Here is a 12,507-nt window from a genome sequence, read left to right as displayed (position 1 = left end):
GCCTTCGCATCGTTCCGCCACGACCGCGCCTCGGAGACGGCCATGCAGCGCCTCGAGACCATGATGACAGACGACCTCCGCGCCTTCCGGCGGCAGGCGGGGGACCGGCACGCCGCCTTCCGCGCCCGCGGGCTGAAGCTGGACAGCAGCCGGGGCAATCCGTCGCCGGAGCAGCTCGACCTCTCCAGCGCCCTGCTCACCCTGCCCGGGCCGGACGGCTTCCGCTCGGCCGAGGGCGTCGACGGCCGCAACTACCCCGGCGACCTGCGCGGCCTGCCGGAGGCGCGGGCGCTGTTCGCGCCGCTGCTGGGCGCACCGGCGGAGCAGGTGCTGATCGGCGGCAACTCCAGCTTGCGGCTGATGCATGACCTGATCGTCTTCGCCCTGCTGCACGGCGTGCCGGACGGCGCGAGCTCCTGGACCGCCCAGGCCCCGGTCACCTTCCTGTGCCCGGCGCCCGGCTATGACCGGCACTTCGCCATCTGCGAGAGCTTCGGCATCCGCATGATCCCGGTGCCGCTGACCGGGCACGGGCCGGACATGGATGCGGTCGAGCGGCTGGTGGCCGAGGACCCGTCGGTCAAGGGCATCTGGTGCGTGCCGAAATACAGCAACCCGACGGCCGAGACCTATTCGCCCGAGACGGTGGAGCGACTGTCGGCGATGCGCACCGCGGCCCCGGACTTCAGGCTGTTCTGGGACAACGCCTATGCGGTGCATCACCTGACCGAGCGGCCGCACGCCTTGGCGAACATCCTGGAGGCCTGCGCCCGGCACGGCCATGCCAACCGGCCCTTCGTCTTCGGCTCGACCTCGAAGATCACCTTCGCCGGCAGCGGCCTGGCGCTGTTCGCCGCGTCGGCCGCCAACCTGGAGTGGGCCCGCAAGCACCTGTCGCGGCAAGCGATCGGGCCCGACAAGCTGAACCAGCTGCGCCATGTCCGGCTGCTGCGGGACGATGCCGGCATCACCGCGCTGATGGAGCGGCACCGGCAGATCATCGCACCGAAGTTCCAGCGCGTGCAGGCGGTGTTCGCCGAGCATCTCGGCGATTCCGGCGTCGCCCGCTGGACCGAGCCGGAGGGCGGCTATTTCATCAGCCTGGACGTGCGGCGCGGCTCCGCCCGCCGGACCGTGGCCCTGGCGCAGGAGGCCGGGGTGGCGATGGTGCCGGCCGGCGCCACCTTCCCCTATGGCCGCGATCCGGACGACCGCAACATCCGCATCGCCCCGACCTTCCCGTCGATCGACAATGTCGGCCTGATGGCCGAGGGGGTGGCGCTGTCGGTGCTGGTGGCGACCAGCGAGGCCATCCTGGCCGAGCGCGAGGCCGGCGGCGGCCACTGACCGAGGACGGCCGCCGACGGAACGCGGCCTGTCGTCCGTGGGTTCAGGCTCCTAGCCATACCGAAGGACGACAGCATGCTTCATCCGATCCTGTTCCACGCCGCCGCCATCGCCCTGACCCTGGCGGCGGGGGCGGCTTCGGCGCAGACCGACGACGCCCAGCAGCTCGCCACCAAGGGCATCGAGCTGCTGAAGGCCGGCCAGCCGGAGGAGGCCTTCAAGGCCCTGAACGATGCCGCGACCGAGGCCTGGCTGCAGGCGCCGCTCGGCTTCCGCCGCACCCTGCTGGTGGCCGCGGCGGCGCAGAGCTACGGCGCCGTCAGCCCGCGCGAGAGCGCCGTGTTCGACGGCGCTACGCCGCTGCGCTTCTATGCCGAGCCGACCGGCTTCGGCTGGGTCGCCGATGGCGAGCTGTACCGCATCGACCTGTCGATCGACTTCTCGCTGCGGTCGACCGACGGCAAGCCGCTGGGCGAGCAGAAGGACTTCCAGAATTTCAAGATCGAGAGCCGCGAGCGGGTGCGGGAGGTGTACTTCAACCTGACCCTGACCCTGAACGGCGCGCCGGACGGCCACTACATCGCCACCTTCACTGTCCACGACCACGCCACCGGCAAGGATGGGTCCTTCGACCTGCCACTCGAGATCAAGCACGGCTGACGGCCGGGATCAGGCTGGCCCACCAGGGATCAGGGGCAGCGGATAGCCGCGAGCCCGCCGCGCCCCTCCTCTGCCACCGGTTCGAATTCGCCGGTGTCCGGGTCGCGCACCAGCAGCCGGCCCGAGGCGACGCCGAAATAGGCGCCGTGCAGCTTGAGCTTGCCGCGCTCGACCAGGATCGAGATGCAGGGGAAGGTCATCAGATTCTTCAGGCTCAGCTCGACCGAGGCGAATTCGAGCCGGCGCAGATAGTCGTCGCCATCGCCCGGCTTGCGCGGCCCGAGGCTGTCCGCCGCCGGGGCGATCTGCGACATCCAGCGGCCGATGAAATCGCCCGGCGACAGCGGCTCCTGCTCGTCGGCATAGGCGCGGATGCCGCCGCAATGGGCATGGCCCAGCACCACGATGTGCTTGACCCGCAGCGCCTGCACCCCGAATTCCAGCGCCGCGCTGGTGCCGTGCTGGAAGGCCCGGTCCGGCTCGTAGGGCGGCACCAGGTTGGCGACGTTGCGCACCACCAGCAGCTCGCCCGGCGCGGCGTCGAAGATGACCTCCGGCGACACCCGCGAATCGACGCAGCCGACGATCATGATCTCCGGGCGCTGCCCTGCCTCCGCCAGCATCTCGTAGCGGCTGCGCTCGGCGGCAAAGCGGCCGCTGAGAAAGGCGCGATAGCCCTCGGTAAGCCGTTCGGGAAACATGGCCGCTCTCACATCCACCTCGCCGCGACAAGGAATGCGGCAGAAGCGTGGCAATAGCAAACGGCGCCGTCCGCGCCAATACGGCCGTAGCGGTGGGATCGCGGTTGGATCGGCGCCGGCTCTGCTCTAAGCAGGGCGTAGACCATGGGGCAGGATCGAGAGTACGGAGCGAATGCTGACGCTGGAGCGGATCTGCCGGAGCTTCGGGACCGTCCGGGCGCTGGACGAGGTGTCGCTGTCGATCGCGCCTGGCGAGATCGTCTGCCTGGTCGGCCGGTCCGGCTGCGGCAAATCCTCGCTGCTGCGCATCGTCGCCGGGGTCGACGCCCCCGACGGCGGCCGGATCCTGCTGGACGGCGCGGAGATCGCGGGGCCGGGCGGCTTCGTCGAGCCGGAGGACCGCAACATCGGCTTCATGTTCCAGGACTACGCGCTGTTCCCGCATCTGTCGGTCGAGGAGAACGTGGCCTTCGGCCTGAAGCGGGTGCCGCGCGAGGCGGCGCGCGCCCGGGCGGCGGAGGTGATCGGCCGCATCGGCATCGCGGCGCTGGCGGGGCGCTATCCGCACACCCTGTCGGGCGGCGAGCAACAGCGCGTGGCGCTGGCGCGGGCACTGGCGCCGAAGCCGGTCATCCTGCTGATGGACGAGCCCTTCTCCAACCTCGACCGCGGCCTGCGGGAGCAGGTGCGGGAGGAGACCATCGCGACGCTGCGGGCCCTCGGCACGACGGCGATCATGGTGACCCATGACCCCGAGGAGGCGCTGTCGGCCGGCGACCGGGTGGTGCTGATGCAGCAGGGCCGGGTCGTCCAGGTCGGCACCGGCTACGAGATCTACGACCATCCCAATTCGCTCTACGCCGCCGAGTTCCTGTGCTCCCTCAACCGGATCGCCGGAATTGTCCGCGACGGCCGGGTGGAGACGCCGCTGGGCGCCTTCCCGGCCCCGTCCGGCCTGCCGGAGGGCAGTGCGGCCGTGGCCTGTGTCCGCCCACAGGCCCTGTCCCTGGCGAAGCCGGGCGAGGGCCTGCCGGGGCGCATCGTGAGCATTTCCTTCCTGGGCGAGATCGAGCAGCTGTCGATCCGCGTGGAGGGCGTTCCTGACCTTCTGCGCCTGCGCACCATCGGCCGGATCGATGTCAGGCCGGGCGAGCCGATCGCAGTGGCCGTTGATCCGGGCAGCGTTCTGGTGTTCGCCGCCGAGTGAGACCGAATGCCACGAGGTAACCAAGCGGCTTGACGGCGCGAATCCATCTGTGTTGGAGCAAATGCGTCTTGGTCGCAGTATGATGGAGCAAATGCGTCTTGGTCGCATCCTTGTCAGTCCGGCCAGACGATCACAGGGGGAGTCGCACGATGAGGGACGTTTCCGTATTCCAGCTCGCGCTCGTGACGAGCGTCATCGCCGTCGTTGTCGGCACTGCCGGCACCGCCGCGGCCGACATCAACATCTACACGACGCGCGAACCCGGGCTGATCCAGCCGCTGCTTGACGCCTACACCGCCAAGAGCGGCGTCAAGGTGAACACCGTGTTCCTGAAGGACGGGCTGGCCGAGCGGGTCGCGGCCGAGGGCCAGAGCTCGCCCGCCGACCTGCTGATGGCGGTCGACGCCGGCAACCTGGCCGACCTGGTGGACAAGGGCGTCACCCAGCCGATCGAATCCAGCGTCCTGACCGCCGCGGTTCCCACGCCGCTGCGTGATCCCGGCAACCACTGGGTCGCGCTGTCGGTCCGCGCCCGCCTGCTCTACGCCGACAAGGATCTCGACCTGGCCGTCTTCAACTACGAGGACCTGGCCGATCCGAAGTGGAAGGGCAAGGTCTGCATCCGGTCCGGCCAGCACCCCTACAACACGGCGCTGTTCGCCGACTACATCGCGCATTACGGCGTGGAGAAGACCGAGGCCTGGCTGACCGGGGTCAAGGCGAACCTGGCGCGCAAGGCCGGCGGCGGCGACCGCGACGTGGCCAAGGACATCCTCGGCGGCATCTGCGACATCGGCATCGCCAACTCCTACTATGTCGGGCTGATGCGCTCCGGCAAGGGCGGCGAGGAGCAGGTCGCCTGGGGCAATGCGATCAAGGTGATCCTGCCGACCTTCAAGGATGGCGGCACCCAGGTGAATGTCAGCGGCGCGGCCCTGGCCAAGCATTCGCCGAACAAGGCCGAGGCGGTGAAGCTGCTGGAGTACCTGGTGTCCGACGACGCCCAGAAGATCTATGCCGAGGCCAATTACGAGTATCCGGTGAAGGCCGGCGCCCAGGCCGACCCGATCATCGCCTCCTTCGGCGAGCTGAAGGTCGATTCCGTGCCGCTGACGGAGATCGTCAAGCACCGCAAGCAGGCGAGCGAGCTGGCCGAGAAGGTCGGTTTCGACGGCTGATGGAGGATCCGGGCGCGGGCCGACCCGCGCCCGGCCTCTCCCGACGATGGCACAAATCGTTCTGCATCCGCCCCCGGCCCTGACCGTGGCCCGGCGCCAGCCCGGGCGGCGCTGGCTGTCCGCCGCCGCCCTCATCGGCGGATTGGTGGCCCTGCCGGTGCTCGCCCTGGCGTGGGAGGCGCTGCAGGGGTCGACCGGGCTGTGGCCGCACCTGCTCGCCTATGTGCTGCCGCCGGCCCTGGGCCAGACGGCCATGCTGCTGCTCGGCGTCGGCGCGATCGTCACCGTGATCGGCACCTCGACCGCCTGGCTGGTGACGGCCTACGACTTCCCGGGCCGCCGCCAGCTGGAATGGGCACTGCTGCTGCCGCTGGCGGTGCCGACCTACATCATCGCCTACGCCTATCTCGACATCCTGCACCCGCTCGGCGTGGTCCAGGGCGCGATCCGGGCGATGCTGGGCTATTCCGGCCCGCGCGAATTCCGGCTGCCCGACATCCGGTCGATGGCCGGCTGCATCGTGCTGCTGGGCTTCGTGCTGTACCCCTATGTCTACATCACCACCCGGGCGATGTTCCTGACCCAGGCGGCCAGTCTGGTCGAGGTCTCGCGCACGCTCGGTACCCGGCGCGGCCAGGTGTTCCTGCGAGTGGCCCTGCCGCTGGCGCGGCCCGCCATCGCGGTCGGGGTGAGCCTGGCCCTGATGGAAACGCTGAACGACATCGGCGCGTCGGAGTTCCTCGGGGTCCGGTCGCTGACCATCTCGGTCTACACCACCTGGGTGACGCGGTCGGACCTGCCCGGCGCGGCGCAGATCGCGCTGGCCATGCTGGTCCTGGTGGTCGCCCTGGTGGCGATCGAGCGCTGGGCGCGCCGCCGGCAGCGCTACTGGACCGCGGCGCAGCGCACGCGCAGCTTCACGCCGCACCGGCTCGCCCCCCTGCCCGGCCTCGCGGCGCTGGCGCTCGGCCTGGTTCCGGTCCTGGTCGGCTTCGCCGCCCCGGCGCTGTATCTCACGGTCGAGGCGTGGCAGCGGTTCCGCTTCAACGGGATTTCCGACCGGCTGCTGTCCGAGGCGCTCAACACCGTGGCCCTGTCGGCGATCGCGACCATCGCCGTGCTGCTGTTCGGCGTGATCGTCGCCTATACGGCGCGGTCGCGTCCCGGCCGGGTCGCGGCGGCGCTGCAGCGCCTGTCCACTCTCGGCTACGCCATGCCGGGCACGGTGATCGCGATCGGCATCCTGGTCCCGGTCGCCGCGCTCGACCAGGTGATCGACCGGGCGGCGAGCGCCTGGCTCGGCGTGTCCACCGGGCTGCTGCTGATCGGGTCCGGCGCGGCCCTGGTCTACGCCTATGTCGCCCGGTTCCTGGCGATCTCCACCGGCGCGGTCGAGGCCGGCTTCAGCCGGATCCCGCAGTCTTTCGACCAGGCGGCGCGCAGCTTGGGGCAGACCGTGACCGGCACGTTCCGGCACGTGCATCTGCCGCTGTCGAAGGCCGCGCTCGCCGCCGCCGGCCTCCTGGTGTTCGTCGACTGCATGAAGGAGCTGCCGGCGACCCTTCTGCTGCGCCCGCTCAATGTCGAGACGCTGGCGACGCATCTCTACGGCGAGGCGGCGCGGGGAACCTATGAGGAGGCGGCGATCGCCGCCCTGGCCATCGTCCTGGTCGGGATCCTGCCGGTGGTGCTGCTGGCCCGGATCGGCCGGCGGAGCGCGTAGGCCCCCGGCCTCAGCCGCGACGACGCCGGCGCCGTCCCCCCTCGCCGTCGCCGCCCTCGGCCGTCTTCGGCGCCGGCAGGGCGACCACGGCGGCGAGGTTCGGGAAGGCCGCGGTCTTGTGCGGCAGCGCCATCGCCTCGACGAAGTGCTGCTGGAACATCGGCTCGACCGCGGTCTCGATCTTCTCGACCCGGCGCACCACCTGCTCGATCTCGGCCCGGGCCGCGCGGCTGACCAGGGCGATGCGGGCGCCGGTGCCCGCGGCGTTGCCGCCGGCCACCACCTTGGTCAGGTCGCAATCCGGGATCAGCCCCAGCACCATGGCGTATTTGACGTCGATATGGCTGCCGAAGGCGCCGGCCAGGGTGATGCGGTCGACCTGGTCGACGCCGAGCTTGTCCATCAGCAGGCGCACCCCGGCATAGAGCGCGGCCTTGGCCAGCTGGATGGCGCGGACGTCGTTCTGGGTGACCCGCAGCTCGCGCTCGCCGTCGCGGTGCAGGAGGTAGCTGAAGGTGCGGCCCTCGGCGACGATACGGTCGCTGCGTGCCGCCATGCCGCCATCGATCACCCCGTCCTGGGTGATGATGCCGGCCAGGAACATCTCGGCCAGCACCTCGATGATGCCGGAGCCGCAGATGCCGGTGACGCCGGTGCGCCGGACCTTCTGGGCGAAGCCCTCCTCGTCCGACCACAGCTCGCTGCCGATGATGCGGAAGCGCGGCTCCAGCGTGTCGCGGTCGATCCGCACCCGCTCGATCGCGCCCGGCGCGGCGCGCTGGCCGGAGGAGATCTGCGCCCCTTCGAAGGCCGGGCCGGTCGGGCTGGAGCAGGCCAGCAGCCGGTCCTTGTTGCCCAGCACGATCTCGGCATTGGTGCCGACATCGACGATCAGCCGCAGGTCGTCCGATTTGTGCGGCTCCTCCGACAGGATCACCGCCGCGGTGTCGGCGCCGACATGGCCGGCGATGCAGGGCAGGACATAGACCCGGGCGTTGGGGTGGATCCTCAGATCGATCTCGGTGGCCCAGATGTTGATCGCCTGGTCGGTGGCCAGGGCGAAGGGCGCGCCGCCCAGCTCGATCGGGTCGATGCCCAGCACAAGGTGATGCATGATCGGGTTGCCGACCAGCGTCACCTCCAGCACATCCTCGACCTCCAGCCCGGCCTGGGCGGTGACGTGCCGGGCGAGATCGTTCAGCGCCTGCCGCACCGTCTCGGTCAGCGCCTTGTCGCCGCCGGGGTTCATCATGATGTAGCTGACCCGGCTCATCAGATCCTCGCCGAAGCGGATCTGCGGGTTCATGGCGCCGCCGGAGGCGACGACCTCGCCGGTCTCGATGTCGCAGAGATGGCAGGCGATGGTGGTGGAGCCGACGTCGTAGGCCAGGCCGTAGATCTTGTCGCGGAAGCCCGGCCACACCGCCAGCAGGCGCTTCACCCGCTGCTCGCGCACCGCCACGGTGCAGGTCCAGCCGCCGTCCCTGAGCGCCTTCTGCAGCCGCTGCACCACCCGCAGGTCGCAGTCCAGGCCGGTGATGCCCCATTGCTCGGCCAGCGCCTCCTCCAGCCGGCGCAGGTCGCCGGAGGGGTCGTGCATGTCGGGCTCGCGCACTTCGACATAGTAGAGCTTGACCGGCGGATCGACCTCGATGACCCGGTGCTCGGCATCCTTGCGGACGACCTGCTTGTGCACCTGGCTCTCGGGCGGCACGTCGACCACCAGATCGCCCTGGATCAGCGTCTGGCAGGACAGGCGGCGGCCCGGCTTCAGCCCGCGCTTTTCGGCATAGCGCAGTTCGGCCGCTCCGGTCTCGGAGGCATGGCCGGCCCGGGATTCGATGCCGTGCTTGGCGAACTGGCCGCTGCCGATCTCGACCTGGCATCGGCCGCAGATCGACCGCCCGCCGCAGACGCTGTCGACGTCGACGCCCAGGCTGCGGGCGGCCTGCAGCAACGGCGTGCCCAGCGCGAAGCGGCCACGCCGGCCGGATGGGGTGAAGACGACCAGCGCCGTTTGGGTCGCACCCTGACCAGGCGGCTGCCCGGGATCGATCATGTTCATCGCCAAACCGTCACCCTCGCGGCGCCCCGGCCGAGGCGCCGCATCTTCATATTCACTGCGCCGCCCGGCGCCGACGCCCTTCGCGGCCGCCGCGCGCGCCTGCGGCCTCGGCGCCTTCGGCGGCCGGCTCGCGGTACTGGCGGATCCAGCGGGCACAATGCGGATCGTGCCCCATCATCGTGTCCGCACCCAGCACCGCCTGCAGGCTCTCCGCGTGCAGCGGATTGGTGATCGCCGAGGTCATGCCGGCGCCGATCGCCATGGTCAGGAAGGCGGCGTTCAGCCCGTGCCGGTTCGGCATGCCGAAGCTGACATTGGAGGCGCCGCAGGTGGTGTTGACCTTCAGCTCCTCGCGCAGCCGGCGGACCAGCGCGAACACCTGCCGGCCGGCGGTGTTGATGGCGCCGATCGGCATCACCAGCGGGTCGACCACGATGTCGGCGTAGGAGATGCCGTGGTCGCGCGCCCGCTCGACAATCTTCTTGGCGACGGCGAAGCGGACGTCGGGGTCCTCGGAGATGCCGGTCTCGTCGTTGGAGATGGCGACGACCGCGGCGCCGTACTTCTTCACCAGCGGCAGCACCGTCTCCAGCCGCTCATCCTCGCCGGTCACGGAGTTGACCAGGGCCTTGCCCTTGTAGACGGCCAGCCCGGCCTCCAGCGCCGCGACGATGGAGCTGTCGATCGACAGCGGCACGTTGGTGATCGACTGCACCAGCTGGATGCATTCGGCCAGGATCCGCGGCTCGTCCGCCAGCGGGATGCCGGCATTGACGTCCAGCATCTGGGCTCCGGCCGCGACCTGGGCCAGCGCATCGGACTGGACCCGGCTGTAGTCGCCGTTCTTCATCTCCTCGGCCAGGATCTTGCGGCCGGTCGGGTTGATCCGCTCGCCGATGATGACGAAGGGCCGCTCGAAACCGATGGCGATCTCCCTGGTCGCCGAGCTCACCACTGTGTCCGTCATGCCCTGCCTTCGGATGCTGGAGTTCTGTGGGATCGAGGCTAGGAGGATCGCCCTTGCCGGGATCGTCTTGCAGCGGCATCGCCTGCCGCAGGCGCGTCAGAGGATCTCAGCCGGCGATCCCGCCGGATTCGACCAGGGCCCGCAGCCGGGCATCGTCGTACTCCGCCTCGATCCGCGCCGCGGCCGCATCGGCCTCGGCCTGCAGGTCGTCGCCGCATTCGACCGGCTCCGACTTCTTCCATTCCTCGAGATAGCTGTCGGCGTCGCGCGCCTTGCCGCGCATGGCGGCGCGGTCGATGGCGTCCTGGAAGCGCTGCGACAGCAGCACCTTGGCCTGGTCGCGCCGGCCGGCCTTGGCGGTGACCTGGCTCGGGATGTCGCGCCAGGAGACGATGATGAGCTGCGGCATGGAAGAACCTGCGGAGTAATCTGGTAGAGTAGGAGACCGGTACGGGCGATCAATTTGACCGGAGTCTCCGAAAACGATCGTCCTGATTCCGACAGCCAGGGAGCGGGAAGCGATGTGCGGTGGCGATCTTGAGGCCCAGCGGAAACTGGAACGGTTGAGAGCGGCGCTGTCAATCGGGGAGCAGGATCTCCAGGGTTCCGAACTCAAGTTACAGGTGACAGGGTGGAGAAAGGATGAATCGCTGAGGGCGGATTGATTCGGAGCCGCCGAGATGAGCGAAGAGCAGGGAAGTGAGTGGCCGAGGTCGCGGCTGCGGGCGCTGTTGGAGCATTTTTCGACGATCGAGGATCCGCGGGACGTGCGGCGGATCCTGCATCCGCTGCCGGAGATCCTGCTGCTGGTGGTGTGCGGGACCCTGGCGGATTGCGACGACTATGAGGGGATCGCGTCGTGGGGCGAGGCCCATCTGCCGTTTCTGCGGCGCTACCTGCCGTATGAACATGGGGTTCCGGGCGAGCGCTGGCTGACGATCCTGATGAACCGGATCAATCCGGCCCTGTTCTCGGCCGCCTTCAGCGACTGGGTGCGCGAGACCTGGCCGGCGCGGCCGGAGCTGATCGCCATCGACGGCAAGACTTCGCGCCGCAGCCACGACCGGGCTGCGGGCGCCGGGCCGCTGCATCTGGTCTCGGCCTTCGCCACCACCCGCCGGCTGGTGCTCGGCCAGGAGGCCGTGCCCGACAAGGCGAGCGAACTGGCGGCGATCCCCGTGCTGCTCGACCGGCTCGGCGCCGAAGACGGGCTGAAAGGCGCCCTGGTCTCGATCGACGCCATCGCCACCAATGCCGACATCGCCACCGCCATCCGCCGGACCGGCGCCGACTACCTGCTGGCGGTCAAGGCCAACCAGCCGACCCTGCGGGCCGAGATCGAGGCCGGCTTCGCCGCCGCCGAGCCGCACACCCTCGACACCGACATCGATCTCGACAAGGCCCATGGCCGGATCGAACACCGTCGTGTCGATGTCCTGCGCCAGGTCGACTGGCTCTCCGGCGAGCGCCGCTTCCCCGGCGAACTCCGCCTGCCCGGCGTCGCTTGCATTCTCCGCGTCCACGCCAAGACCGAACTGGCCGACCGATGCCGCCAGGACACTCGATACTTCATCTCCTCCGCCGCCCTCTCCGCCGCCCAGGCTGCCGAGGCCGTGCGCCAACACTGGGCCATCGAAAACCGCCTGCACTGGGTCCTCGACGTCATCTTCCACGACGACCAGTCCAGGCTGCGAAAAGGTCACGGTGCTCAGAATATGGCTGTCGTCCGGCACTTCGCCCTCAACCTCCTCCGCTCCGCCTCCGACAAAAAATCCCTCAAACTCCGGCGCAAAATCGCCGGGTGGTCCACCGAATACCTCGCCTCCCTCCTCTCCCTACAACTCACATGAAATTGGATTCGGAGCCCTGGCAGGATCTCGCCGCCGGGCGAGTCGTCGTCATCGAGACTGATGAAGAGTTGGCGGCCCTTTTCGATCGTCTGGACCAGGGACAGGCCTTCGATGATCTGGCCGCCCGGCTCCGTGCCCAGACGGCAGGCTGTCGGCACACCCCCGCGGAAGATCTGCTGCGCGAGGGCCGGGATGAGCAATGATGGCTGCAGAACAGGCGGATTGCGATGCCGAAGCAAGGAGGGCGAGGAATGACAACCTCGCCTGACTCCTTCACCTGCCCGCATTGCGGTGAAAGTCACGCGGGGCTCCCACGGGATATCGGCTATCAGCTTCCAGACGAGATCTGGGCCATGCCGACCGCGGAACGCGAAGAGAGAGCAAAATTCGATTCCGATCTTTGCCGTTGCGAAGGCCGCTACTTCATCCGCGGTCTCCTGCAGATTCCCTTCCGGCATGAGCCGGACTATTTCGGCTGGGGCGCCTGGGTCGAGGTGGAGCGATTGGTCTTCCAACGCTACCTGGAGGTCTATGACAAGGATGCGGCGGACGAACCTGCCCATGCCGGCGTGTTGGCCAACCAGCTTCCTTCATACGGCCGAGTGATTGGAACACCGATTGAGATCCAGTTCGGCACCAGCCGCCAGCGACCGACCATCCGATGCCTCGCAATGGCGAACTCCAAGCTGGCGATCGAGCAGCGGCAAGGCATCGACGCGGCCCGCCATCACGAGATCCTGGAGATCTACGAAGCGGAAAAGGCGGCGCGCCGTAACACGGATTGATGGCGGCGTGGCGGTTCTGCCGAA

General features: G+C 69.3%; 12 protein-coding genes. 8 read left to right on the top strand and 4 right to left on the bottom strand.

The features are described 5' to 3' along the window. Nucleotides 1-42: 42 nt before the first annotated feature. Nucleotides 43-1,347 (top strand): aminotransferase class I/II-fold pyridoxal phosphate-dependent enzyme, encoded by a 1,305-nt coding sequence (locus ACTOWL_RS23965; protein ID WP_441323798.1) that lies wholly within the window; start codon nt 43-45, stop codon nt 1,345-1,347. A gap of 75 nt (nt 1,348-1,422) precedes the next feature. Continuing rightward, nucleotides 1,423-2,007, top strand: a complete 585-nt coding sequence (locus ACTOWL_RS23960; RefSeq protein ID WP_441323797.1) for a hypothetical protein — start codon at nt 1,423-1,425, stop codon at nt 2,005-2,007. A gap of 29 nt (nt 2,008-2,036) precedes the next feature. On the opposite strand, the gene ACTOWL_RS23955 is transcribed toward ACTOWL_RS23960, so the two are convergent. Next, the gene (locus ACTOWL_RS23955; protein WP_441323796.1) at nt 2,037-2,708 is read right to left on the bottom strand and encodes a carbonic anhydrase; all 672 of its coding nucleotides are present in this window, start codon (nt 2,706-2,708) and stop codon (nt 2,037-2,039) included. Between the two features lie 172 nt (nt 2,709-2,880). On the opposite strand from ACTOWL_RS23955, the gene ACTOWL_RS23950 reads away from it, so the two are divergent. The 3 genes from ACTOWL_RS23950 to ACTOWL_RS23940 all read left to right on the top strand — a co-directional run bounded on the left by ACTOWL_RS23950 (nt 2,881) and on the right by ACTOWL_RS23940 (nt 6,816). Then, nucleotides 2,881-3,915 (top strand): ABC transporter ATP-binding protein, encoded by a 1,035-nt coding sequence (locus ACTOWL_RS23950; RefSeq protein ID WP_441323795.1) that lies wholly within the window; start codon nt 2,881-2,883, stop codon nt 3,913-3,915. Nucleotides 3,916-4,064: 149 nt separating this feature from the next. After that, nucleotides 4,065-5,093, top strand: coding sequence for an extracellular solute-binding protein (locus ACTOWL_RS23945; RefSeq protein ID WP_441323794.1), 1,029 nt, complete (start codon nt 4,065-4,067; stop codon nt 5,091-5,093). 46 nt (nt 5,094-5,139) lie between these two features. Further along, the gene (locus ACTOWL_RS23940; protein WP_441323793.1) at nt 5,140-6,816 is read left to right on the top strand and encodes an ABC transporter permease; all 1,677 of its coding nucleotides are present in this window, start codon (nt 5,140-5,142) and stop codon (nt 6,814-6,816) included. Between the two features lie 10 nt (nt 6,817-6,826). Here the strand turns inward: ACTOWL_RS23940 and ACTOWL_RS23935 are convergent, their stop codons facing one another. The 3 genes from ACTOWL_RS23935 to ACTOWL_RS23925 all read right to left on the bottom strand — a co-directional run bounded on the left by ACTOWL_RS23935 (nt 6,827) and on the right by ACTOWL_RS23925 (nt 10,257). Beyond that, entirely contained in the window at nt 6,827-8,875 is a 2,049-nt protein-coding gene (locus ACTOWL_RS23935; protein WP_441323792.1) for an ASKHA domain-containing protein, read from the bottom strand. 58 nt (nt 8,876-8,933) lie between these two features. Continuing rightward, nucleotides 8,934-9,848, bottom strand: a complete 915-nt coding sequence (locus ACTOWL_RS23930) for a methyltetrahydrofolate cobalamin methyltransferase (RefSeq protein WP_441323791.1) — start codon at nt 9,846-9,848, stop codon at nt 8,934-8,936. Between the two features lie 106 nt (nt 9,849-9,954). Next, a complete protein-coding gene (locus ACTOWL_RS23925; RefSeq protein ID WP_441323790.1) occupies nt 9,955-10,257 on the bottom strand; it encodes a virulence factor in 303 nt (100 codons plus the stop codon). Between the two features lie 271 nt (nt 10,258-10,528). On the opposite strand from ACTOWL_RS23925, the gene ACTOWL_RS23920 reads away from it, so the two are divergent. From ACTOWL_RS23920 to ACTOWL_RS23910, 3 genes are read left to right on the top strand one after another with little or no spacing between them, the layout of a single operon-like run. Continuing rightward, complete coding sequence (locus tag ACTOWL_RS23920; protein WP_441323789.1) at nt 10,529-11,698, top strand: ISAs1 family transposase; 1,170 nt, start codon at nt 10,529-10,531, stop codon at nt 11,696-11,698. Next, nucleotides 11,695-11,901: a hypothetical protein gene (locus tag ACTOWL_RS23915; RefSeq protein WP_441323788.1), complete on the top strand. Its 207-nt coding sequence runs from the start codon at nt 11,695-11,697 to the stop codon at nt 11,899-11,901. The genes ACTOWL_RS23920 and ACTOWL_RS23915 overlap by 4 nt, the downstream gene beginning before the upstream one ends. Nucleotides 11,902-11,949: 48 nt before the next feature. Further along, nucleotides 11,950-12,483 (top strand): DUF2199 domain-containing protein, encoded by a 534-nt coding sequence (locus tag ACTOWL_RS23910; protein ID WP_441323787.1) that lies wholly within the window; start codon nt 11,950-11,952, stop codon nt 12,481-12,483. The last annotated feature ends 24 nt before the right edge of the window (nt 12,484-12,507 follow it).

It is taken from the genome of Inquilinus sp. CA228, assembly GCF_052078665.1.
In the GTDB taxonomy this organism is placed as follows: Bacteria; Pseudomonadota; Alphaproteobacteria; order DSM-16000; family Inquilinaceae; genus Inquilinus.
This window is presented reverse-complemented; position numbering and strand designations above follow the sequence as displayed.